The organism is Novosphingobium sp. (genome assembly GCF_030699305.1).
Classification (GTDB): Bacteria; Pseudomonadota; Alphaproteobacteria; order Sphingomonadales; family Sphingomonadaceae; genus Novosphingobium.
In genome coordinates this window covers 462,760-485,104 of record NZ_JAUYNB010000010.1, presented here as the reverse complement: position 1 = coordinate 485,104, position 22,345 = coordinate 462,760, and the positions used below count along the sequence as shown (strand labels likewise).

The 22,345-nt window shown below is 66.2% G+C and carries 19 protein-coding genes; 9 read left to right on the top strand and 10 right to left on the bottom strand.

The window, feature by feature from the left end:
* Positions 1–4: 4 nt before the first annotated feature.
* From pstB to Q8Q53_RS05060, 5 genes are all read right to left on the bottom strand, one after another.
* Positions 5–772, bottom strand: coding sequence for a phosphate ABC transporter ATP-binding protein PstB (gene pstB, locus Q8Q53_RS05080; RefSeq protein WP_305700663.1), 768 nt, complete (start codon positions 770–772; stop codon positions 5–7).
* Between the two features lie 4 nt (positions 773–776).
* Entirely contained in the window at positions 777–1,667 is an 891-nt protein-coding gene (gene pstA, locus Q8Q53_RS05075) for a phosphate ABC transporter permease PstA (RefSeq protein WP_305700662.1), read from the bottom strand.
* Complete coding sequence (gene pstC / locus Q8Q53_RS05070) at positions 1,660–3,033, bottom strand: phosphate ABC transporter permease subunit PstC (RefSeq protein WP_305700661.1); 1,374 nt, start codon at positions 3,031–3,033, stop codon at positions 1,660–1,662. The genes pstA and pstC overlap by 8 nt, the downstream gene beginning before the upstream one ends.
* A gap of 19 nt (positions 3,034–3,052) precedes the next feature.
* Positions 3,053–4,096 carry a substrate-binding domain-containing protein gene (locus tag Q8Q53_RS05065; protein WP_305700660.1) on the bottom strand — a complete coding sequence of 348 codons (1,044 nt, stop codon included), beginning with the start codon at positions 4,094–4,096 and terminating at the stop codon, positions 3,053–3,055.
* A gap of 125 nt (positions 4,097–4,221) precedes the next feature.
* On the bottom strand, positions 4,222–5,205 hold the full coding sequence (locus Q8Q53_RS05060; protein WP_305700659.1) for a cell wall metabolism sensor histidine kinase WalK: 984 nt from the start codon (positions 5,203–5,205) through the stop codon (positions 4,222–4,224).
* Between the two features lie 171 nt (positions 5,206–5,376).
* On the opposite strand from Q8Q53_RS05060, the gene Q8Q53_RS05055 reads away from it, so the two are divergent.
* Positions 5,377–6,504 carry an acyl-CoA dehydrogenase family protein gene (locus Q8Q53_RS05055; protein WP_305700658.1) on the top strand — a complete coding sequence of 376 codons (1,128 nt, stop codon included), beginning with the start codon at positions 5,377–5,379 and terminating at the stop codon, positions 6,502–6,504.
* 104 nt (positions 6,505–6,608) lie between these two features.
* Here the strand turns inward: Q8Q53_RS05055 and Q8Q53_RS05050 are convergent, their stop codons facing one another.
* A complete protein-coding gene (locus tag Q8Q53_RS05050) occupies positions 6,609–7,598 on the bottom strand; it encodes an acyl-CoA dehydrogenase family protein (protein ID WP_305700657.1) in 990 nt (329 codons plus the stop codon).
* 179 nt (positions 7,599–7,777) lie between these two features.
* Between Q8Q53_RS05050 and Q8Q53_RS05045 the strand changes: the two genes are divergently transcribed.
* Entirely contained in the window at positions 7,778–8,659 is an 882-nt protein-coding gene (locus Q8Q53_RS05045) for a DMT family transporter (RefSeq protein ID WP_305700656.1), read from the top strand.
* A gap of 10 nt (positions 8,660–8,669) precedes the next feature.
* Here Q8Q53_RS05045 and Q8Q53_RS05040 read toward each other — a convergent pair whose 3' ends face one another.
* From Q8Q53_RS05040 to Q8Q53_RS05030, 3 genes are read right to left on the bottom strand one after another with little or no spacing between them, the layout of a single operon-like run.
* Positions 8,670–11,897, bottom strand: coding sequence for an efflux RND transporter permease subunit (locus tag Q8Q53_RS05040; protein ID WP_305700655.1), 3,228 nt, complete (start codon positions 11,895–11,897; stop codon positions 8,670–8,672).
* Complete coding sequence (locus tag Q8Q53_RS05035) at positions 11,894–12,922, bottom strand: efflux RND transporter periplasmic adaptor subunit (RefSeq protein ID WP_371136509.1); 1,029 nt, start codon at positions 12,920–12,922, stop codon at positions 11,894–11,896. Before Q8Q53_RS05035 ends, Q8Q53_RS05040 begins: the two co-directional genes overlap by 4 nt.
* A 26-nt stretch (positions 12,923–12,948) precedes the next feature.
* Entirely contained in the window at positions 12,949–13,287 is a 339-nt protein-coding gene (locus tag Q8Q53_RS05030; RefSeq protein WP_305700653.1) for a rhodanese-like domain-containing protein, read from the bottom strand.
* 193 nt (positions 13,288–13,480) lie between these two features.
* Between Q8Q53_RS05030 and Q8Q53_RS05025 the strand changes: the two genes are divergently transcribed.
* The 3 genes from Q8Q53_RS05025 to Q8Q53_RS05015 are packed head-to-tail and all read left to right on the top strand — an operon-like array spanning position 13,481 to position 16,260.
* Positions 13,481–14,761, top strand: a complete 1,281-nt coding sequence (locus Q8Q53_RS05025; RefSeq protein WP_305700652.1) for an NAD(P)/FAD-dependent oxidoreductase — start codon at positions 13,481–13,483, stop codon at positions 14,759–14,761.
* Positions 14,762–14,775: 14 nt separating this feature from the next.
* Positions 14,776–14,979, top strand: a complete 204-nt coding sequence (locus Q8Q53_RS05020; protein WP_305700651.1) for a DUF2892 domain-containing protein — start codon at positions 14,776–14,778, stop codon at positions 14,977–14,979.
* A 15-nt stretch (positions 14,980–14,994) separates the two neighbouring features.
* Positions 14,995–16,260 (top strand): TolC family protein, encoded by a 1,266-nt coding sequence (locus tag Q8Q53_RS05015; RefSeq protein WP_305700650.1) that lies wholly within the window; start codon positions 14,995–14,997, stop codon positions 16,258–16,260.
* A gap of 4 nt (positions 16,261–16,264) precedes the next feature.
* Here the strand turns inward: Q8Q53_RS05015 and Q8Q53_RS05010 are convergent, their stop codons facing one another.
* Positions 16,265–17,101 carry a LysR family transcriptional regulator gene (locus Q8Q53_RS05010; protein ID WP_305700649.1) on the bottom strand — a complete coding sequence of 279 codons (837 nt, stop codon included), beginning with the start codon at positions 17,099–17,101 and terminating at the stop codon, positions 16,265–16,267.
* Positions 17,102–17,228: 127 nt separating this feature from the next.
* Between Q8Q53_RS05010 and Q8Q53_RS05005 the strand changes: the two genes are divergently transcribed.
* The 4 genes from Q8Q53_RS05005 to Q8Q53_RS04990 are packed head-to-tail and all read left to right on the top strand — an operon-like array spanning position 17,229 to position 22,334.
* Positions 17,229–19,085 carry a biotin carboxylase N-terminal domain-containing protein gene (locus Q8Q53_RS05005; protein WP_305700648.1) on the top strand — a complete coding sequence of 619 codons (1,857 nt, stop codon included), beginning with the start codon at positions 17,229–17,231 and terminating at the stop codon, positions 19,083–19,085.
* 1 nt (position 19,086) lies between these two features.
* The gene (locus Q8Q53_RS05000) at positions 19,087–19,542 is read left to right on the top strand and encodes a MaoC family dehydratase (protein WP_305700647.1); all 456 of its coding nucleotides are present in this window, start codon (positions 19,087–19,089) and stop codon (positions 19,540–19,542) included.
* 27 nt (positions 19,543–19,569) lie between these two features.
* Positions 19,570–20,733: an isovaleryl-CoA dehydrogenase gene (locus tag Q8Q53_RS04995; RefSeq protein ID WP_305700646.1), complete on the top strand. Its 1,164-nt coding sequence runs from the start codon at positions 19,570–19,572 to the stop codon at positions 20,731–20,733.
* Positions 20,733–22,334, top strand: coding sequence for a carboxyl transferase domain-containing protein (locus tag Q8Q53_RS04990; protein WP_305700645.1), 1,602 nt, complete (start codon positions 20,733–20,735; stop codon positions 22,332–22,334). The genes Q8Q53_RS04995 and Q8Q53_RS04990 overlap by 1 nt, the downstream gene beginning before the upstream one ends.
* Positions 22,335–22,345: the final 11 nt, after the last annotated feature.

The following is a 22,345-nucleotide window of genomic DNA, read 5'->3' as shown; positions in this document are numbered from 1 at the left end:
TTCCTCAGCCGTAGCGGCCCGTAATGTAATCCTTCGTGCGCTCTTCGCGCGGATTGGTAAAGATGTCCGATGTCTTGCCGTATTCGACCATGGTGCCGAGATGGAAGAACGCGGTGCGCTGCGAAACACGCGCGGCCTGCTGCATCGAGTGGGTGACGATCACGATCGCGTAGCGTTCCTTGAGGTCGTCGATCAGTTCCTCGATCCGCGCAGTCGCGATGGGATCGAGCGCGGAGCACGGTTCGTCCATCAGGATAACTTCGGGGCTGACCGCAATCGCCCGGGCGATGCACAGGCGCTGCTGCTGTCCGCCCGAAAGCGCCGTCCCGGATTCGGCCAGCCGATCCTTCACTTCGTCCCACAGACCGGCCCGGCCGAGTGACTTTTCGACGATCGCATCCATCTCGGCCTTGTTTCCGGCGAGGCCGTGAATGCGCGGGCCGTAAGCAACGTTTTCATAGATCGACTTGGGGAAGGGGTTGGGCTTTTGGAACACCATCCCCACGCGGGCGCGCAGTTCGACCACGTCCATCCCCGAACCATAGATGTCCGAGCCGTCCAGTTCGATCCGCCCATCCACGCGGCACCCGGCGATGGTATCGTTCATCCGGTTGAGCGTGCGCAGAAAGGTCGATTTGCCGCAGCCCGACGGGCCGATAAAGGCTGTCACCACCCCGGTCGAAATATCGATCGAAACATCGTTGATGGCCTGTTTTGCGCCGTAGAACACGTTCACGTCGCGGGCCGTTATCTTGAGTTTTTGTTCTGTCATGGGGTTACCAGCGGGTCTCAAACTTGTTGCGCAGATAAATGGCGAGGCCGTTCATGGCCATCAGCAGCACCAGCAGAACGATGATCGCCGCCGAAGTGTTCTGCACAAAGCCCTGATCGATTTCATCCGACCACAGAAAGATCTGCATCGGCATCACGCTGGCCGGATCGGTGAATCCGCCCGGCGGAGTGACCACGAACGCGCGCATCCCAATCATCAGCAGCGGCGCGGTTTCACCCAGCGCGCGGGCCATGCCGATGATCGTTCCGGTCAGGATGCCGGGCAGCGCCAGCGGCAGGACATGATGGAACACCGATTGCACCGGGCTGGCCCCGATCGCCAGCGCGGCATCGCGGATCGACGGCGGGACCGCCTTGATCGCGTTGCGACCGGAAATGACAATCACCGGCATCGTCATCAGCGCCAGCGTCATCCCCCCGACCAGCGGCGAGGAGCGCGGCAGGTGCAGGAAATTGATGAACAGCGCCAGACCCAGCAGGCCGAAAATGATCGAGGGCACTGCGGCCAGGTTGTTGATCGACACTTCGACCCATTCCACCCAGCGCTGCCCCTTGGGCGCGAACTCTTCCAGATAGACCGCCGCCAGTACGCCCAGCGGGAACGACAGCGCCAGCGTGACAGCCATCGTCAGGATCGAACCCTTGGCCGCACCCCACACGCCCGCAACCGAGGCGTCGGTGGAATCCGATCCCGTCAGGAACGCCAGGTCCAGCCCGCCCAGCCCCTTGGCCAGCATGGTTACCAGCAGGAAGGCCAGGAACCCCAGGCTGAGCACGATGGCGAACAGCCCCGTCGCCTTGAACCGGCGCTCGGCCGAATGGCGGCTGGCCAGCCGCCGCTGCATGTCGGGCGATTGCCAGGATGAGCTAATCATACGCTTCCCGATACTTCTTCACGACGCGCAAGGCGACAATGTTGAGCGCCAGCGTGACGACGAACAGCACCAGCCCCAGCGCAAACGCGGACAGGGTTTTGGGGCTGTTGAATTCCTGATCGCCAGTCAGCAACTGGACGATCTGGTAGGTAACCGTGGTCATGCTGTCGAATGGATTGATCGACAGCCGCGCCGCCGCGCCCGCAGCCATCACCACGATCATGGTTTCGCCGATCGCCCGGCTGACCGCCAGCATCACGCCCGCCACGATTCCGGGCAAGGCGGCAGGCAGCAGGACCCGCTTGATCGTTTCCGATTTGGTCGCGCCCATCGCCAGACTGCCATCGCGCATCGCCTGCGGCACCGCAGCAATGCTGTCATCCGCCATCGAGGAGACGAACGGAATGATCATCACCCCCATCACCAGACCGGCAGCCAGTGCGCTTTCGGAGGAGGGATTCTGCGACCCCATCGCGGCCGCGAAATCGCGCACCAGCGGGGCCACCGTCAGCGCGGCGAAATAACCGTAGACCACGGTCGGGATCCCCGCGAGGATTTCCAGCGCGGGCTTGAGCCACTTGCGCATCCGGGCTGAGGCATATTGCGTCAGGAACACCGCGCTCATCAGGCCCAGCGGGATCGCGACGATCATCGCAATGATCGCGCCGATGAACAGCGTTCCCCAGAACAGCGGAACCGCGCCGAAATCCTTGCCCAGGTCTGGCCCGGAGCCGGTCTTGGGGGCCCAGTGCAACCCGGTCAGAAAATCGATCGGCGAGACTGCGCTGAAGAAAATGCCGGATTCATACAGCAGGGACAGGACGATCCCCGCCGTGGTCAGAACCGCGATCAACGATGCCAGCAGCAATACGCTGAGCGTTGCCCGCTCCACGCGCGTGCGCGCCGGAAAGTCTGGCCGCACCTGGGTATATCCAAACGCCCCGCCCGCGAACGCGGCCAGCAGCGCCAGTGCCGCGCCAATCAGGTCGAACCGTAATTTGACGCTGCGAAAGGTGTCGGCAAGCCCGGCGGCAAGCGGGTTGAACACGGCGGCGGCCGGGTCCGCAGCCAGTCGCCTGGCTTCACCCAGAATGGCATCGCGTTCAAAATCCGATGCCGGCAACTGCGCCGCAGCCGGATCGGCCAGCACCGCGTCGCGCACCATCGCGGGCGAAATTCCCGCCCAGATCGTCCAGACCAGCAGCGCCGGGATGACAATCCACAGCAGCAGGTGCCAGGCATGATAGCCCGGCATTGCCGCCAGCGATCCACGACCGGTGTACAGCAATCGGGCCTTGGCGCGACCGGCAAACCAGCCAGCCGCGCCAAGGCCCAGAACCACCACCAAGACAAATTGCGAAATCATGGGAGCGCGTGTCGTCCGATCACTTCAGGTCAGCAGAGTTCATCAAGGTCTTGTTGGTCACCACGTCCGCATAACGCGCGCGCACGTTTTCGGGGGACACGATCATGCCCTTTGACTTCAGCAGGCCGTCAGCGCCCCACACCTTGGGCCATTCAGCCATGTACTCGGCCAACCCCTTGATCGCGCTGAGGTGCGCCGGCTTGACGTAGATGTACATCGCGCGGGCACCCGGATACGAGAAGTCGGAGATCGTTTCATACGTCGGCGCAATCCCTGACAGCGGCACGCCCTTCAGCGTCTTCAGGTTTTCTTCCAGGAACGAATACCCGAACGCCCCGATCGCCTTGGGGTTCTGGGCCAGCTTCTGGACGATCAGGTTGTCGTTTTCACCCGAATCCACATACGGACCGTCGCTGCGGACCTCGGTGCAGACCTTCTTGTGGGCGTCCTTGTCGGACGTCTTCAGTGCCTTCATCGCCGGATCGGTGTCGCAACCCTTTTCCAGGATCAGTTCGGCCAGCGAATCGCGCGTGCCCGAAGTCGTCGGCGGGCCGTATACCAGGATCGGCATCGCGGGCAGCGCCGGGTTGATGTCGGACCAGTTCTTGGCGGTGTTCCGCTTGCCAAACGGGTTGGCGGCCAGCGCCTTGTAGATCTCGGCCGGCGTCAGCGTCATCGCCGGAGCATCCCTGCCCGCCGCAAAGGCCAGGCCATCGATCCCGATCTGGATTTCGATGATGTCCTTGACGCCGTTCTTGGTGCACTCTTCAAACTCGCTCAGCTTCATCCGGCGCGAAGCGTTTTCGACGTCGGGGTGCTGGGCGCCGATTCCGGCGCAGAACAGCTTCATGCCGGCCCCGGTTCCGGTCGATTCGATCACCGGTGACTTGATCCCGGCCGACTTGGCAGCGCTCTCTGCCACGGCGGTTGAGAACGGATAAACGGTCGATGAACCGACCACGCGGACAAAATCGCGCGAGCCTGACGAGGAGCCGCCCGAACCGCAAGCCGCAAGGGCCAGCGAGGAGAGGGCAACGGCGGTAAATGAACTGATCGAACGCATGGCAACCTCTTTGGTCAGCGAGTAATGACTGGGCGGATATGAAGGTTGCGTGACAGTTTGATGACAATCCGCCACATAACCCCGATTCAGGTCACCAGCTCAGGGCATCGGCTCAGGGCATCGGCTCAGGGCAGCAGCGGCAAAATGAGCGTCGCGACGGTGCCTTCACCGGAGCGGCTGGCAATATCGAATCGGCCCCGGTGGCGTTCCACGATGTGCTTGACGATGGCCAGCCCCAACCCGGTTCCGCCCGCCGCGCGGCTGCGGCTGGCATCGGCCCGATAGAACCGCTCAGTCAGGCGCGGCAAATGTTCAGGCGCAATGCCGTCGCCTTCGTCATGAACGCTCAGCGCGACGCGGCCCGCAGGCGTCACCTCGATCATCACCGCCACATCACCGCCCGGCTTGCCGTATTTGATCGCGTTGTCGATCAGGTTGCGCACCACTTGCGCCAGTTGCCCGCGATCCCCGGCCACTTGCGCCGCTTCGGTGTTGGTGGTGATGGTCACTTTGCCCCGTTCGCCCACTTCGCCCACGCATTCGCGGGCCAGCGCCACCAGATCGACCGGCGCGGTCGGCGCATCGTGCTTCACCGCCTCGATCCGCGACAGCGACATCAGATCCTCGATCAGCGCCTGCATCCGCCGGGCTTCGTGGCGGATGATCCCCAGGAACCGCTTGCGCGTGGCTTCGTCCGCCCCGGCCTTGGAATCGTCCAGCGTTTCAACATAACCCAGGATCGCGGCCAGCGGCGTGCGCAGTTCGTGGCTGGCGTTGGCAACGAAATCGGCATGGGCACGCGCCACGCTGACCCGCACGGACAAGTCATCCATGACGAGCAGCCGCGCGCCGCCATCGAGCACGTGGCAGGACACCTTCCACCGGCTGCCCCGCACCGACAGCCCATCGACCGTCACGCTGCCATCGTTCGGCTGGCTGAGCAGCGCGACCACCTTGGGATCGCGAATCGCGATTCGCGGGTCTTGTCCGATGACATGCGCACCCAGCACTTCACGCGCCGCAGCATTGGCAAACCGCACCTGCCCGCCAGAAATCAACAGGGCCGGAGTTTCGAAATGATCGAGCAGGCGGGGATCGGTTTGCTTCATGGCGGGCAGTCTATGGCTGTTCTCCATGAAAGAAAATGGTCAGCCGCACGAAAAACCGCAGGCAGAGCCGGGCGCGGAGACAGGGCGGCGTGCAGCCGGCCTGAAGCCAATAACCGGCCCGACGCGAACAACAGGTTGGCAAGTGCCGCGCGGCTTGCTCAAAAGGGCATCATGGACAACGTTCTCTCCCCTGAACTCAGCGCCTTTCGCGATGAAGTGCGCGGTTTTATCGCGGGCAACCTGCCCGATGACCTGCGCCGCGCCGCGCGCCGCACGCCGTCCGTATTTCACGATCCCGACGTCTCTCTGCCCTGGCAGCGCATCCTCAACGCGCGCGGATGGGCCGCGCCGGACTGGCCGTTGGAATTTGGCGGGCCGGGCTGGGACGCGGTCCAGCGGTACATCTTCATTTCCGAATGCGTCGCCGCCGATGCCCCGCACCTCGCGCCGATGGGCCTGAAGATGGTCGCCCCGGTGCTGATGCATTACGGCACGCCGCAGCAGCAGGCCCATTACCTGCCGCGCATCCTGTCGGGTGAGGATTACTGGTGCCAGGGCTTTTCCGAGCCGGGATCGGGCTCGGACCTCGCCTCGCTCCGCCTGCGGGCCGACCGGGACGGCAGCGACTATGTGCTGAACGGGTCCAAAATCTGGACCACCCATGCCCATTTCGCCAACCGGATGTTCTGCCTCGTCCGCACCTCGACCGCGGGCAAGCCGCAGGCCGGGATCAGCTTCCTGCTGATCGACATGGACAGCCCCGGCATCCGGGTCAGCCCGATCCACACGCTGGCGGGCGATCACGAATTGAACCAGGTGTTCTTTGACGATGTCCGCGTGCCGCAGGCCAGCCGGCTCGGCGAGGAAAACGACGGCTGGTCGGTCGCCAAGCACCTGCTCGCGTTCGAGCGCGGCGGGGTCTATGCCCCGGCGCTGGTCGCCCGGCTGCGCGACGTGGAACGGGCCTGCCCGGACGATCCGGTGCTGCGCCACAAGATCGCGCGTCAGGCGGTATCGCTCGAAGCCTTGCAGGCCATCGAGCTGAAGGCGCTGCGCAAGGAAGGGCCGACCGCGCTCTATCCGTCAGTCCTGAAAGTGCTGGGGACCGAGGCGTCGCAGGCGATCGACGTGTTGGCCTGCGACATCCTGGGCACCCCCGGCTGGCGCGCGCGCGAGGCCGATCTGCCGGACGACATTACGGTGACCGTGCCGCGCTATCTCAACAACCGCGCGGCTTCGATCTATGCCGGTTCGAACGAGATCCAGCGCGATATCATCGCCAAGCTGATGCTGCGCTGACGACCATCAAGCCCCCACAACCCATCCGTTCGTGTCGAGCCAAGTCGAGACACGTTGGCGCGGCTGTGTCTCGACTTGGCTCGACACGAACGGATTAGGTTGGATCAGAGAGCGGAAAAATGCCGCCGCGCAGGGCCGAGTTCCGCGCCGATGGCGAGGCCGCGCTTGTAAAACCGGCCCAGCGTCAGTTCGCCGGTCAGCCCCATCGCGCCATGCATCTGCACCGCGCCTTCGCCCACCGCGCGGACCGCGTCGATCACCTCGATCGCAGCGGCGCTGGTCGCATGGCGGCGCGCGGCGGGATCGGCATTTTCCGACTGCACCGCCACTTCGGTCAGCGCGGCGGCTTTCAGCAAAGTCATCTGCATATCCGCGACGCGGTGGCGCAGCACCTGGAAGCGGGCGATGGGCTGGCCGAACTGCTGGCGCTGGCCGAGGAACGCGACCGTATCATCCAGCATCCGCCGCATCAGCCCGCACGCCTCTGCGCAGCGCCCCGCGATCAGCGCGTCGCGGCCCAGCGCCGCCAACGCGGCGGCGGCATTGCCCCCCGCAACCGTTTCCGTCGGCGGCGCGGCAAAGGCGATGTCGCCCAGCACCGTGCCGTCCAGCATGGGACGCGGCGTGATCGCGGCACCGGCCCCGCCCAGCCGGACCAGCCGCACGGCGTGATCGTCCAGCACCAGCGCCCAATCAGCGGCGGCGGCTCCGGCCACCAGTGTTGCTGCGCCGCTTAGCGGATCACCGCTCAACCCGGCATGGTTCGCCGCATCGACCAGCATGATCCGCTGTTCCCCCAGCGCCAGTGCGGGCAACACTGCATGATCCGGCGCGGCGCGGGCCAGCAGATCGGCGGCCAGCACGTGCGGCAGCCAGTCCGACGCCGCCAGTGTCGGCCCCAGCGCGGCAGCCGTCAGCGCGCGTTCGGTCGCGCCGCCGCCAAAGCCGCCAGCGCTTTCCGGAATGCCGATGCTCATCAGTCCCAGATCGCCCGCCAGCGCAGTCCAATCCGGCTGGTCGTGATCGGCCAGGTAGCGCGCGATGCCGTCGCGCAGAGTGATCTGGTTGGCGTCGAGCGGAAGGTCCAGAGTCATGGCAGCTATGCAATCCCGGCAATCAATTGAACGGCCAGCCTGACGGCATCGCCGGGGCAAGTCCAGCCTGCGCGGCTGGCCAGCGCTGGATTTGCGGGTCGCCACCCCGCTTGAAAAGCTGACGAGCGTGGCCGGGTTGGCTCTGGCCAAACCGTCCGCCCTGCGACACATAAGGGGCCATGAACCCGCGCGACTTTGGCCTGCTGACTGTCATCTGCCTGATCTGGGCGGCCAGCAACGTGGTGAGCAAGGTCGTGGTCGGCGACTGGCAGATTCCGCCGCTGTTCTTCGCCGCGATCCGGTTTGCGCTGGTGCTGGCGGTCACGTTGCCGTGGCTGCGCCCCGTGCCGCGCCCGCTCTGGCGGATCGTGCTGATCGGCCTGCTGATGGGGGCCGGCAATTTCGCGCTGCTGTTCATCGGCCTGCAAACGGCTTCGCCGTCGGCGGCGGCGGTGGTGATCCAGGCCGGGGTGCCGATCACCACGCTGTTGTCGATCATGCTGCTGGGCGAACGGATCCACTGGCGGCGCGGGCTGGGCATTGCGCTGACGCTGGTGGGCGTGCTGATCGTGGTCTGGCGGCCGGGTCTGGCGCTGTCCGCCGGGCTGGTGTTCGTGCTGGGCGCGGCGTTTTCAGGCTCCCTGGGGGCAATCCTGATGAAGCAGACCGAGGAAATCGCCCCGATGCGGTTTCAGGCCTGGGTCGCGCTGACCGCCTGCATTCCGCTGACGCTGGCGACTGCGCTGTTCGAAACCGGGCAATGGCAGACCGCGCTGGCGGCAGGCTGGCCGTTCGTGGCCGCGCTGCTGTTTTCCGCGCTGATCGTGTCGGTGATCGCCCATACCGCTTATTACGGGCTGATCGCGCGGTATGAGGCAAACCTGCTCGCCCCGCTGACGCTGATTACCCCGCTGGCGACAATCGCGCTGGGGGTGATGATCACCGGCGATCAGCTGGACGGACGCATGATCGCCGGGTCCGCGATTGCGCTGCTGGGGGTGCTGATCGTGGCAGTGCGCCGCACCGGCGCGCCGATTGCCCAGGCCCAGGAACACGCCTGAGCGCTGTTGGTCACGCCTCCGCCAGCGGTTTCCCATCATCGCGCAGCACGATGTAGATCGCCGGGATGACCAGCACGGTCAGCAGGGTTGATGACATCAGCCCGAACAGCAGCGAGATTGCCAGCCCCTGGAAGATCGGGTCGGTCAGGATCACCGCCGCGCCGATCATCGCCGCCGCCGCCGTCAGCACGATCGGGCGGAACCGGATCATCCCGGCTTCCAGCAGGGTTTCGCGCAGGGACTTGTCCGCGCTGCGGGTGTGGTTGATGAAATCGACCAGCAGGATCGAGTTGCGCACGATGATCCCGGCCAGCGCGATGAACCCGATCATCGAGGTTGCGGTGAACGGCGCATTGAACAGGATGTGGCCGATCACGATGCCGACCAGCGTCAACGGCACCGGGGTGAGGATCACCAAGGGGATCGTGAAGCTGCGAAACTGGCCCACAACCAGCACATAGATGCCCAGCAGGGCCACCATGAAGGCCGCGCCCATATCGCGGAACGTCACCCAGGTAATTTCCCATTCGCCGTCCCACAGCAGCGACACGCGGCTTTCATCATCCGGCTGGCCGTTGAGCAGCATTTCGGGCTTTTGCAGCCCCTTGCCCGCCCAGTCGAACGCGTCGACCGCATCGCCCACCGCCATCATGCCATAGATCGGCGCTTCATAGCGACCGGCCAGTTCCGCCGTCACCATCGCCGCCCCGCGCCCGTCGCGGCGGAAGATCGCCTGCCCGCCCGGTTCCATCCGCGCGGTGACGAGTTCGCCCAGCTGGATCAGCTGGCCCGACGGCGTCACCGCCACCGGCGTTGCCGCCAGCGCGGCCGACCAGTTGCGCTGCGACTGGTCGAGCGCCAGTTCGATCGGCAGCGGATCGCGGTCCGCGCCGCGCGCGGCATAGCCGACGACTTGCGTGCCCATCAGCGCACCGATGCTGTCAAACAGCTGGCGTTCGGACAGGTCGTAATGGTCCAGCTTGGCCCGGTCCGGGATCAGCTTCAGCGTCGGGCGCGGCTGGCCAAAGCTGTTGTCGACATCGACGATATAGGGAATCGACTTGAAAATCTGCTCCACCTGCTCCGCCGTCTTGCGCCGGGTCGCTTCGTCCGGACCATAGATTTCGGCCAGCAGCGTCGCCATCACTGGCGGCCCGGGCGGGGTTTCGACAACTTTCAGCGAACCGCCCGCCGGAAGCGCAATGGCCTTCAACTTTTCGCGCAGGTCCACCGCCACGTCGTGGCTGGAGCGCGACCGGTCACCCTTGGGCAGCAAGGTCACCATCAGATCGCCCATTTCGGGCTGCGAACGCAGGAAGTAATGCCGCACCAGCCCGTTGAAATTGAACGGGGCGGACGCGCCGACATAGGCTTCCATCGACACCACTTCGGGTATGGTCCGGGTGATCGTGGCTGCCTGTTCCAGCACCCGCGCGGTGCCTTCCAGGCTGGTGCCTTCGGGCAGGTCGGCGACCAGCTGGACCTCGCTCTTGTTGTCGAACGGCAGCAGCTTCACCGTCACCGCCTTGAAATAGAACATCGAGCAGGCCACCAGCGTTGCCACGCCGACCGCGATCAGAAAGCGCTTGGCGCTCTGCGGAGTGGCGATCACTTTGCTGGCATAGTGCCGGTACAGCGTGCCCAGCTTGCCGCCGTGGTCGTCATGCCCGTGGCCCTCACCGGCGACCGCCTTGCGGGCAAAGCGGATCATCAGCCAGGGCGCGATGATCACCGCGACGAAGAATGAAAAGATCATCGCCGCCGACGCGTTGATCGGGATCGGCGCCATGTATGGTCCCATCAGGCCGGACACGAACAGCATCGGCAACAGCGCGGCGACCACGGTGAGCGTGGCGATGATCGTGGGGTTGCCGACTTCGGCCACCGCTTCGACCGCGGCGTCAATCCGGGTGCGGCCCCCTTCGGTCCCGACATCAGACATGGCCCAGTGGCGGGCGATATTCTCGATCATCACGATCGCGTCGTCGACCAGAATGCCGATCGAAAAGATCAGCGCGAACAGGCTGACGCGGTTGATGGTAAAGCCCATCACGTTCGATGCGAACATCGTCAGCATGATCGTGGTCGGGATGACGATGGCGGTCACCCCAGCTTCGCGCCAGCCGATGGCAAAGCCAATCAGCGCAACGATGGAAATCGTCGCCAGCGCGAGGTGGAAGATCAGCTCGTTCGCCTTTTCGTTGGCGCTTTCGCCATAGTTGCGGGTTACCGCCACATCGACGCTGGCGGGAATCAGCCGCCCCTTCAGCGTCTCGACGCGGTGGACCACACTTTCCGATACGGTCACCGCGTTGGCCCCGGCGCGCTTGGCGATGGCAATGCTGACGGCGGGGGCCATCGTCCATTTACCATCCGCGTCTTTCGCCCAGCGCCAGGCGCGGGCCTGATCCTGCGTCGCGGCTTGCTCCACCCGCGCAACGTCTGACAGCAGCACCGGCGCGCCGCCGACTGAACGCACGGTCAATCCGGCCAGTTCCTGCGCGTCGCGCAGCGTCTGCCCGGCGACGACCAGCGCCGCCTGCCCGCCTTCGCGCACGGTTCCGGCCGGAAAGGCGCGGTTCGCCTGGCTGACCGCTTCGATCAGGTTGCCCAGCGGCACGCGGTACAGCGCCAGCTTGGCCGGATCCGGCACCACGCGCAGCGCCATGCGCTGCCCGCCGGTCAGGAAAGTCAGGCCGATGTCATCGACTTTGGCAATTTCGGTCCGCAGCTTGCCCGCCAGTTCGGCCAGCGCCTGATCGTTCCAGCTGCCCGCCGCGCCGGGCTTGGGGGTCAGGGTCAGCACCACGATGGGGACATCGCTGATCCCGCGCACCGTCACTTGCGGCGCGGGAATGCCCACCGGGATGCGGTGCTTGTTGGCCTCGATCTTTTCATTGATGCGGATCGCGGCGTCTTCCGGGTTGGAGCCGACCAGAAAGCGCGCGGTGACCATCGCGCCGTTGTCCTGCGCCTGGGTATAGACATGCTCTACCCCGTCGACGCTTTTGACGATGGTTTCCAGTGGCTTGGCCACCAGTTCAACCGTTTCGGGCGCGGACAGGCCCGGTGCCTGGACCATGATGTCCACCATCGGCACCTTGATCTGCGGCTCTTCCTCACGCGGGATGGTAATCGTCGCGATCAGGCCGACGATCATCGCCGCGAGCAGCATCAGCGGGGTCAGCGGGGACTGGATCGTCGCCCGCGTCAGCTTGCCGGAAATCCCAAGGTTCATTGGGCTTTACCCTTGGCAGGCGCAACCAGCGTATCGCCCGCCGCCGCGCCGGACAGGATTTCGACTTTGCCCGCCTCAAGCGAAGGACCGGTTTGCACCGGCACGTCGGCTGCGCTGCCATCCTTGGCCAGCACGGTGACATAATCGATCCCGTACCGGCTGGAGATATAAGTCGCCGGAACCAGCAGTGCCTTGCGCGTGCCGGTTTCGACTTTGGCCGCCACGCGCCGCCCGATCAGGCGGTTGTCGATGCCGGGCATTTCCACATCGGCGGTGACTTTGCCCGCCGTGATCGCGGGATAGAGCTTGATGACAGTGCCAACCCCGCCGCCCGTGCCAATGCCAGTGGCCATGACGCGCGATCCGGGGTGGACCTTGTCGGCCAGCGATTCGGGCATTTCCAGCCGCACGATGGTCGGCCCGGCGGTGATGACGGCAATCGCCATCCCCGGCGCAACCGGCGATCCGGCGGGAACATCGGCGCGCAGCACGCGGCCAGTCGCGGGCGCCGTGACGACGCCCTGCCCGGCCACCGCACCAACTGCCGCCTGCTGTGCCTGCGCCGCGCGAATCTGGGCGTTGGCGGCAGCGGCGGCGGCTTCGGCCTGATCCAGCCGCGCCTTGGCATAGACGCCGTTCTGATAGAGGAACTTCACCCGCGCCAGATCGGCCTGCGCCTGCACGGCCTGGGCCTGTGCGGCAGCGGCCTGCGCGCCGTATGCACTGGACTGGTAACCGAGCTGGGTGTCAACGATCCGGCCGATCGCCTGTCCCTTGGTCACCATGTCGCCTGCGCGCACGGTCAGGGTGGTCAGGATGCCGGGAATCCGGGCCAGCACCTGTGCCTGATCGACCGTGGCGATTTCGGCGCTGACATCCTGCCAGTCGGCCGTGTCCGCCGCCGCCAGAACCAGCCGGGGACCGGCCGGGGCCTGCACGACCGGGGCCGTTTCCTCGGTGCTGCCGCACCCTGACAGCGTCAGGGCCAGCGCCGCCGCGCCAAGGGCCAACCAGGTCTTCCGCATCGCCATTCCCCTGTTATTTGCGTGTCTTAGCGCTCGACCGGCAGGCCGGCCGATTGCCAGGCACCAAACCCGCCCGCCAGATGCGTATCAACCGCCGCCTGCGCGACGCCGCACTTTTCCAGTGCCATCGCCGAACGCTTGCCGCCCAGACAGTTCAGCACCAGCGATTTGCCGCCGGTGTCGGGCAGCTTCGAGGGCTGGAACGTGGAGAGCGGCATGTTGATCGCGCCGGGGATATGCCCGCTGGCAAATTCATCCACTTCGCGCACGTCGACCACGACCACGTCGCCCGCACGGACCATGGTATCCAGTTCCTGCGCGGTCACTTCGCGGTGCGCGGCGCTCTTGCCAAATCCGAAAGCCATTCGATTCACCTTTCCATCGATCCCCCTGCAATCAGCCATTGCTGCAATCAGGGGGCGCAACATTAATGCTTGCTCATATTATATTTGCCTTATATAAGTCAAGCGCCATACAGGGGGGCCTGATCGCCACAATCTGCCGACGTTCATGCGGCGAAGGCCCTGTCTGAACGGATCAGACGACAGGAGAGAACGCATGTCATTGCCCCAGATCATCATTCTTGGCGCAGGGCTGGGCGGCACGATTGCCGCCTATGAAATCCGCGATGCGGTCAAGGGCAAGGCCGCCGTGACCGTGGTGAATGATCAGGACGATTACTGGTTCATCCCCAGCAATCCGTGGGTCGCGGTGCGCTGGCGCGAGCCGGATGCGATTCGCGTCCACCTGCCGCCGATCATGCAGCGCAAGGGCATCGGCTTTACCTCGGTCGGGGCCAAGCGCGTCCACCCAACCGAAAACCGCGTGGAACTGAACGACGGCACGTCGCTGCCCTATGACTATCTGGTGATCGCCACCGGGCCGGACCTGGCGTTTGACGAGGTCACGGGGCTGGGACCGGACGGCTTCACCCAGTCGATCTGCCGCACCGATCACGCTTCCCACGCTGCCGCCGCATTCGACGCGTTCTGCGCCAATCCCGGCCCGATCGTGGTCGGCGCGGCGCAGGGCGCATCGTGCTATGGCCCGGCCTATGAATTCGCGCTGATCCTCGACACCGAACTGCGCCGCCGCAAGATCCGCGACCGGGTGCCGATGACCTATATCAGCCCCGAACCCTATATCGGCCATCTGGGGCTGGACGGGGTCGGCGATACCAAGTCGCTGCTGGAAAGCGAACTGCGTGACCGCCACATCAAGTGGATCACCAACACCCGCATCACCAGCGTCGAAAGCGGGACGATCCACGTCGAAGAAGTGGCCGAGGACGGATCGGTCAAGGGCAACCACTCACTGCCGTTCGGCTATTCGATGATCCTGCCCGCGTTCCGGGGCGTGCCCGCAGTCTATGGGATCGAAGGGCTGACCAACCCGCGCGGGTTCATTCTGGCTGACAAGCACCAGCGCAATCCCACGTTCAAGAACGTCTACTCGCTGGGCGTGTGCGTCGCGATCCCGCCGGTCGGGCCAACCCCGGTGCCGGTGGGCGTGCCCAAGACCGGGTTCATGATCGAATCGATGGTCAGCGCCATCGCCCACAACCTGAAGCTGGAACTGGACGGCAAGGAGCCGACCGAGGAAGCCACCTGGAACGCGGTCTGCCTGGCCGACTTCGGCGATGGCGGGGTGGCGTTCGTCGCCCAGCCGCAGATCCCGCCGCGCAACCTCAACTGGTCATCCAGCGGCAAGTGGGTCCACTTTGCCAAGATCGGGTTTGAGAAGTACTTCCTCCACAAAGTCCGGCGCGGCACCAGCGAACCGTTTTACGAAAAGCTGGCGATGCACGCGCTGGGTATCCGCAAGCTGCGCTTCAAGTAACAGGAGACCATGCCATGACCCTTGATACCGCCGTGCTGCGTTTCGCCGGATTTGTCGTCCTCGCCAGCGCCCTGCTGTCGATTTACGCCCACCCCTACTGGATCGGGCTGACGATCTTTGCCGGCCTTAACCTGCTGCAATCCAGCTTCACCGGGTTCTGCCCCGCCGCGATGGTGTTCAAGAAGCTGGGCGTGCGCCCCGGCCACGCGTTCAAGTAAGCGGAACGCCAGCCGATGCGCCGCCTGATCCTGCCACTCACGGCCCTGGCCTGCTGCCTGTCCGCCCCGGCGGCACAGGCGCAGGACCTGGCCACCACAATTGCCGATGCACTGGCCAGCGCCCCCGCGCTGGCCGAAGCCAAGGCCGGAGAGGCCGCTGCCGAAGCACGGCTGGATCAGGCCCGCGCCGAGGGCAACCCGCTGCTGCGGGTCGAGGGCAGTTTCGGCGCGGGGCGGATCGACAACGGTGGGTTCTTTGGCATCACCGCCGATAACGTCACCCCGCTGGCCGTGCAGGCCACGGCGGAAATGCCGCTCTATGCCGGGGGCCGGATCGCCGCCGCCACGGCGCAGGCGCGCGGCGGAACCGACATCGCCCGGCTGGGAGCAGAACAGGCCCGGCTGCAAACCATCGTTCGCGCGGTCGCGACCTATTCCGACGTCCTGACCACCCGCAAGCTGGAAGCCCGCTTTGCCCAGCTGGTCACCGCGCTGACCGAGATGGAGCGGCAGTCAGGCCTGCGTTTCAAAGCCGGTGAGATCGCCAGTTCCGACGTGGCGCAGGCCCGCGCCCGCAAGGCTGAGGCCGACGCCGGTTTTGCACAGGCGCAAGGCCGTCGCATCGCGGCCGAGGCTGCTTATGCACGGCTGACCACGAAACAACCCGGCGATCTGGCGCCGCTGGCCGACCTGCCCCCGGTCCCGCCCTCGCTGGGCGAGGCGCTGGAACAGGCCCGCGCCGCCAACCCGGCGCGCCAGCAGGCCGAAGCCGCCGTCGCCGTCGCCCGCGCCGGAGTACGCGCCGCGCAGGCTGAGGGGATGCCCACCGTCGGTGCCTTTGCCGAAGCCGCCCACGTCCGCGACCAGTTCTTCCCCGGTTACAAGGCGGATTCGGTATCCGTCGGGGTGCGCGGCCGCTGGACGTTGTTCGCGGGCGGGCGCGTTGCCGCCAAAGTCCGCGCCGCCGATGCCGAAGTGGACGCCAGCGCCGCGCGGCTGCGGCAGGCCGATCAGGCATTGGACGGCATGGTGATCGATGCCTGGCAAGGCCTTGCCACGTCCCGCCGGATGGTCGCCGCATCGCGCCTGCGCCGCGACGCCGCCGCCGAGGCCCTGCGCGGGACACGCTTGGAAGCACAAGTCGGCGCGAAACCGACACTGGCCGTGCTCGACGCCGAGCGGGAAAGTATCGAGGCCGAAGCCGCGCTGCTTCAGGCCGAAGCAATGCAGACGCTGACGGCCTGGCAACTGGGCGCGCTGACCGGGCAACTGGCGCAGTAAACGGCTAGTCCGCCGCCGCCCCCGCCAGCGCCGCCCGCACCTCTGGATGCGGCGCGGCAAGGGAACCAAACACCAGCCCGATCCGCCGCACCGGGCGGAAGCCCCGGATGTTGACCATCGCCACACCGCCGCACCCCAGCGAGCGCGGCGCGACCGTCACCCCAAGGCCAGCGCGGACCATCGCCATGACCCGGTCATCGTTGGCGGAGCGCAGCGCAAACAACGGGCGCACGCCGTGCCGGGTGAAAAACCGGCTGGTATCGGCCAGCACCTCGCACGCGCGGCGCGCGATCATCGTGTCTCCGGCGACGTCCGCCGCCTCCACCCAAGCCTCCCCCGCCAGCGGATGCGATGCCGGCAGGGCCAGGCAATAGTCCTCCTCCAGCAAGGCCTCTGCCCCTTCACCCACCAGCGTCAGCGCCAGATCGATGCTGCCGCTGGCAAGCGCGGCGGACAGTTCGCGCTCCGACCCCTCGGTCAGCTCCAGCGGCTCTTCCCCGGCATAGGCCGCGACCGCGCGTTCCAGCCAGCCGGTCGACACCGTGTCCAGCACCCCCAGCCGCACCGGGCGCGCAGGGACCGGGAGGCTGCCGACCTGCCGTTCAGCCAGATGAAAATCGCGCTCGATCCCGCGCGCCAGCGGCAGCAGCGCATTGCCCGCCGGGGTCAGGCGAATGCGGCGGCGTTCGCGCACAAACAGGCGCGTGCCGAGTTGCCGTTCCAGCTCCGCAATCCCGCCCGACAGCGATGGCTGCGCGATGTTCAGTGCATTTGCCGCGCGGGTGAAGCTGCCGGAATCGACAACGGCCAGGAATTGCCTGATCTGGGTGCGGCTTAGCATAGGTTCAACCTATACAACTTCACCGGCAATTCCAGTTTTTCCATTATGGCCAAGCGCGGTATCACCATGCGCTGACGCGGACGAAGAACCGCGGTGCGGGATGACGGAAACCAAGGGGCCAAGCGGAATGATACGCGCATTGCTGATCGCCAACCGGGGCGAAATCGCCTGCCGGATCATCCGCACCGCACGGGCCATGGGCATCCGCACCATCGCCGTCCATTCCGATGCCGATGCGCAGGCGCTGCACGTGCGCATGGCCGACCGAGCGATAGGCATTGGCCCCGCCCCGGCGCGCGAAAGCTATCTGGTCGGCGAGAAAATCCTCGCCGCCGCGCGGGAGGCAGGGGCGGACGCGGTCCATCCCGGTTACGGATTCCTGTCCGAAAATGCCGAATTCGCGCAGGCGGTGATTGACGCCGGGCTGATCTGGGTCGGGCCGAAGCCACATTCGATCACCGCGATGGGCCTGAAGGACGCGGCCAAGCGGCTGATGCAGCAGGCGGGCGTGCCAACCACGCCGGGCTATCTGGGCGAAGATCAGGACCCGGCCCGGCTGGCCGCCGAAGCCGCGCAGATCGGCTATCCGGTGCTGATCAAGGCGGTCGCGGGCGGCGGCGGCAAAGGGATGCGGCTGGTCGAACGGGCCGAGGACTTCGCCGATGCGCTCGCCTCGTGCCAGCGCGAGGCGGCGGCCTCGTTCGGCAACGATCATGTCCTGATCGAGAAATACATCCTCTCCCCCCGTCACATCGAAGTGCAGGTGTTCGGCGATGCCCATGGCAACGTGGTCCACTTGTTCGAGCGCGACTGTTCGCTGCAGCGCCGCCACCAGAAAGTGATCGAGGAAGCCCCCGCCCCCGGCATGGACGCCGCCACCCGCGCCGCCGTCTGCGCCGCCGCCGTGCGCGCGGCCGAGGCGGTGCAGTATGAGGGCGCAGGCACCATCGAGTTCATCGCCGACGGCAGCGAAGGCCTGCGCGCCGACCGCATCTGGTTCATGGAAATGAACACCCGCCTGCAAGTCGAACACCCTGTGACCGAGGCGATTACCGGGGTCGATCTGGTCGAATGGCAACTCCGCGTCGCGGCGGGTGAGCCGCTGCCGTGCCGGCAGGATGACCTGACGATCAACGGCTGGGCGATGGAAGCCCGGCTCTATGCCGAAGACCCAGCGCGCGGGTTCCTGCCCTCGATCGGGCGGCTGGAAGTGCTGCGGTTCGGTTCCGCCCACGGCGGGCGGATCGACACCGGGGTTTACGAAGGCGCGGAGGTTTCCCCGTTCTACGACCCGATGATCGCCAAGGTCATCGCCCACGGCGCGAGCCGCGAACAGGCGGTGGAGCGGCTGGACGCAATGCTGCGCGGCACCGCCGTTTGGCCGGTGCGCACCAATGCGGCGTTTCTGGTCAAGGCGCTGGCCCATCCGCAGTTCCGGGCCGGAACGGTCGATACCGGCCTGATCGGTCGCGACGGGGATGAACTGGCGCAGCCGCCCGTGCCTTCGGACGCGGCGCTGGAATACGCCGCGCAAGCCCTCGTCCCGCGCTCCGACGCGCCCGGCTTCCGGCTCAACGCCGCACCCCGACTGCGCGCACGCTTCCTGCTGGACGGGGAGCCGGTGGACATCGCGCTGACCGGCCACGGCACCGAGCAGCCCGCCGCTTCGGCGCTGGTGATGGATCAGGGACAGGTCTGGCGGCTGGAACCGTGGCGGCGCGATGGCGTCCACGGCGCGGCGGCGGGCGACGGGGCAATTCTGGCGCCGATGCCGGGCAAGGTCATCGCAGTATCCGTGGCTGAGGGCGAGGCCGTGACGCGCGGGCAGAAGCTGCTGACGCTGGAAGCGATGAAGATGGAACACACCCTGACCGCACCGTTCGACGGGATCGTCACCGAATTGAAAGTCAGCGCGGGCGCGCAAGTGCAGGTCGAAGCGCTGCTGGCGCGGATCGAAGCTGAAACCGAAGAAGGAGCCGCCTGACATGGCCGGAAAGCATTTCGACGAATGGCAGGTGGGGATGCGGATCGAGCATGAAATCCGCCGCACCGTGACCGAGACCGACAACCTGCTGTTCTCCACCATGACCCACAACCCCCAGCCGCTGCACATCGATGTGGAAGCCGCGCGGGCCAGCGAATTCGGCCAGATCCTCGTCAACGGCACGTTCACCTTCGCGCTGATGGTTGGCCTGTCGGTGGGCGACACCACGCTGGGCACGCTGGTTGCCAATCTGGGCTATGACAAGCTGGTGATGCCCAAACCCGTGTTCATCGGCGATACGATGCGCGCGACCAGCGAAGTGGTGGAACTGAAGGAATCGAAGTCCCGCCCGAACGCCGGGATCGTCACCTTCCGGCACGAGCTGATCAACCAGCGCGGCGAAGTCGTGTGCAGTTGCCTGCGCACGGCCCTGCTGAAGCGCTCCGCCGCTGCCTGACCGAAACCCAGACCAAGGAACCGCCCCATGCGCGCCACCCCAGATTTTGACTTCGGCCTGACCGAAAGCGCCCTGATGATCCGCGAGGCGGCGGGCCGCTTTGCCGACGAACAGATCATGCCGCTGGCGGCAGAAATCGACCGCAACGACCGTTTCCCGCGCGAGCTGTGGGAGCCGATGGGCGCGCTGGGCCTGCACGGCATCACGGTCGAGGAAGAATGGGGCGGGCTGGGCCTGGGCTATCTCGACCACGTGATCGCGGTGGAGGAAGTCAGCCGGGCGAGCGGCTCGGTCGGCCTGTCCTATGGCGCGCATTCCAACCTTTGCGTCAACCAGATCCGCCGCTGGGGCAGCGCGGAGCAGAAGGCCAGGTATCTGCCAAAGCTGATTTCGGGCGAGCACGTCGGCTCGCTCGCCATGTCCGAAGTGGGCGCGGGGTCAGACGTCGTGTCGATGAAGCTGCGCGCCGATGCGGTGGCGGGGGGCTATCGCCTCAACGGCACGAAGTTCTGGATCACCAATGGGACGTATGCCGATACGCTGGTGGTCTATGCCAAGTCATCAGCCGAAGCGGGCAGCCGGGGGATCACCGCGTTCCTGATCGAGCGCGGGATGGCCGGTTTTTCCATCGGCCAGCAGATCGACAAGATGGGCCTGCGCGGCAGCCCGACTTGCGAGCTGGTGTTCGACGATTGCTTCGTGCCGGAAGAACAGATCATGGGCCCGCTCCACGGCGGGGTCGGCGTGCTGATGAGCGGGCTGGATTACGAACGCGTCGTGCTGGCGGGGATGCAGATCGGGATCATGCAGGCCTGTCTCGACGTGGTTATCCCCTATGTGCGGGACCGCAAGCAGTTCGGCCAGCCAATCGGTTCGTTCCAGCTGATGCAGGCCAAGATCGCCGACATGTATGTCGCGATGCAGTCCGCGCGGGCCTATGTCTATGCCGTGGCCAAGGCCTGCGATGCGGGCCAGACCACCCGGTTCGACGCGGCGGGCGCGATCCTGCTCGCCTCTGAAAACGCGTTCCGTGCCGCCGGAGAGGCGGTGCAGGCGCTGGGCGGCGCGGGCTATACCAAGGACTGGCCGGTCGAACGCTTCCTGCGCGATGCCAAGCTGCTGGACATCGGCGCTGGCACCAACGAAATCCGCCGGATGCTGATCGGCCGCGAACTGATCGGAGCGCGGTGATGACCGCGCCCGTCCTGCAATCCGCCCTCGACCCCACCAGCCCGGAGGCGCAGGCCCGCGCCGCGCACAACCGCGCGCTGGCCGCAGACTTGCGCGCCCGCGTGGCGGAAGCTGCGCTGGGCGGCGATGAACGCAGCCGCGAACGCCACGTCGCGCGCGGCAAGTTGCTGCCGCGTGAGCGGGTGGAGCGCCTGCTCGATCCCGGCGCGCCGTTCCTTGAAGTGGGGCAGCTGGCGGCGAACGGGATGTACGGCGATGAAGTGCCGGGCGCCGGGATCATCACCGGGGTGGGGCGCGTGGCGGGCCGCCAGTGCATGGTCTTTGCCAACGACGCGACGGTCAAGGGCGGGACTTATTTCCCGATGACGGTGAAGAAGCATCTGCGTGCGCAGGAAATCGCGCAGGAAAACCGCCTGCCCTGCATCTATCTGGTCGACAGCGGCGGCGCGAACCTGCCCAATCAGGCCGAAGTCTTCCCCGACCGCGACCACTTTGGCCGGTTCTTCTTCAACCAGGCGAACATGAGCGCGCGCGGCATCGCCCAGATCGCCAGCGTGATGGGCAGCTGCACCGCGGGCGGAGCCTATGTCCCGGCGATGAGCGACGAAACGGTGATCGTGAAGGAACAGGGCACGATCTTCCTTGCCGGACCGCCGCTGGTCAAGGCCGCGACGGGCGAGGAAATCAGCGCCGAGGCGCTCGGCGGGGGCGATCTCCACGCGCGCAAATCGGGCGTGGTCGATCATCTGGCCGACGACGACGAACACGCGCTGACCATCGTGCGCGACATCGTCAGCCACTGCCCCCCCGCAAAGGCGGGGGCCTCAGGCCGGATCGCTGCGCGCGCACCGGTCTATCCGGCCGAAGACCTCTATGCGATCGTGCCCGAAGACGTGCGCGCACCCTATGACGTCCACGAAGTGATCGCGCGGATCGTCGATGGCAGCGAATTCCATGAGTTCAAGGCGCTGTATGGCGCGACGCTGGTCTGCGGCTTTGCCCATGTTCACGGCCACCCGGTCGCGATCCTGGCCAACAACGGCGTGCTGTTTTCCGAAAGCGCGCAAAAGGGCGCGCACTTCATCGAACTGGCCTGCCAGCGCGGCATTCCCTTGTTGTTCCTGCAAAACATCAGCGGCTTCATGGTCGGCGGCAAGTATGAGGCCGAAGGGATCGCCAAGCACGGCGCAAAGCTGGTAACCGCGGTTGCCACTGCACAAGTGCCCAAGATCACCGTGCTGATCGGCGGCAGCTTTGGTGCGGGCAATTACGGGATGTGCGGCCGCGCCTATTCCCCGCGCTTCCTGTTCACCTGGCCCAACGCGCGCATTTCGGTGATGGGCGGCGAACAGGCCGCCAGCGTGCTCGCCACCGTCCACCGCGATGCGGAGCGGTGGACGCCGGAGGAGGCCGAGGCGTTCAAGGCCCCGATCCGCCAGAAGTATGAGGACGAGGGCAACCCCTATTACGCCACGGCCCGGCTGTGGGATGACGGGGTGATTGACCCGGTCCAGACCCGCGACGTGCTGGGGCTGGCGCTGGAAGCGTGCAGCATGGCCCCGGTGCCGGACCGGCCCAGCTTCGGCGTGTTCCGGATGTAAGCCGGATCAGA

Excerpts from the sequence above, each read along its gene's own strand:
- pstB (WP_305700663.1), bottom strand. The coding sequence starts at position 772 with ATGACAGAACAAAAACTCAAGATAACGGCCCGCGACGTGAACGTGTTC.
- pstA (WP_305700662.1), bottom strand. The coding sequence starts at position 1,667 with ATGATTAGCTCATCCTGGCAATCGCCCGACATGCAGCGGCGGCTGGCC.
- pstC (WP_305700661.1), bottom strand. The coding sequence starts at position 3,033 with ATGATTTCGCAATTTGTCTTGGTGGTGGTTCTGGGCCTTGGCGCGGCT.
- Q8Q53_RS05065 (WP_305700660.1), bottom strand. The coding sequence starts at position 4,096 with ATGCGTTCGATCAGTTCATTTACCGCCGTTGCCCTCTCCTCGCTGGCC.
- Q8Q53_RS05060 (WP_305700659.1), bottom strand. The coding sequence starts at position 5,205 with ATGAAGCAAACCGATCCCCGCCTGCTCGATCATTTCGAAACTCCGGCC.
- Q8Q53_RS05055 (WP_305700658.1), top strand. The coding sequence starts at position 5,377 with ATGGACAACGTTCTCTCCCCTGAACTCAGCGCCTTTCGCGATGAAGTG.
- Q8Q53_RS05050 (WP_305700657.1), bottom strand. The coding sequence starts at position 7,598 with ATGACTCTGGACCTTCCGCTCGACGCCAACCAGATCACTCTGCGCGAC.
- Q8Q53_RS05045 (WP_305700656.1), top strand. The coding sequence starts at position 7,778 with ATGAACCCGCGCGACTTTGGCCTGCTGACTGTCATCTGCCTGATCTGG.
- Q8Q53_RS05040 (WP_305700655.1), bottom strand. The coding sequence starts at position 11,897 with ATGAACCTTGGGATTTCCGGCAAGCTGACGCGGGCGACGATCCAGTCC.
- Q8Q53_RS05035 (WP_371136509.1), bottom strand. The coding sequence starts at position 12,922 with ATGCGGAAGACCTGGTTGGCCCTTGGCGCGGCGGCGCTGGCCCTGACG.
- Q8Q53_RS05030 (WP_305700653.1), bottom strand. The coding sequence starts at position 13,287 with ATGGCTTTCGGATTTGGCAAGAGCGCCGCGCACCGCGAAGTGACCGCG.
- Q8Q53_RS05025 (WP_305700652.1), top strand. The coding sequence starts at position 13,481 with ATGTCATTGCCCCAGATCATCATTCTTGGCGCAGGGCTGGGCGGCACG.
- Q8Q53_RS05020 (WP_305700651.1), top strand. The coding sequence starts at position 14,776 with ATGACCCTTGATACCGCCGTGCTGCGTTTCGCCGGATTTGTCGTCCTC.
- Q8Q53_RS05015 (WP_305700650.1), top strand. The coding sequence starts at position 14,995 with ATGCGCCGCCTGATCCTGCCACTCACGGCCCTGGCCTGCTGCCTGTCC.
- Q8Q53_RS05010 (WP_305700649.1), bottom strand. The coding sequence starts at position 17,101 with ATGCTAAGCCGCACCCAGATCAGGCAATTCCTGGCCGTTGTCGATTCC.
- Q8Q53_RS05005 (WP_305700648.1), top strand. The coding sequence starts at position 17,229 with ATGATACGCGCATTGCTGATCGCCAACCGGGGCGAAATCGCCTGCCGG.
- Q8Q53_RS05000 (WP_305700647.1), top strand. The coding sequence starts at position 19,087 with ATGGCCGGAAAGCATTTCGACGAATGGCAGGTGGGGATGCGGATCGAG.
- Q8Q53_RS04995 (WP_305700646.1), top strand. The coding sequence starts at position 19,570 with ATGCGCGCCACCCCAGATTTTGACTTCGGCCTGACCGAAAGCGCCCTG.
- Q8Q53_RS04990 (WP_305700645.1), top strand. The coding sequence starts at position 20,733 with ATGACCGCGCCCGTCCTGCAATCCGCCCTCGACCCCACCAGCCCGGAG.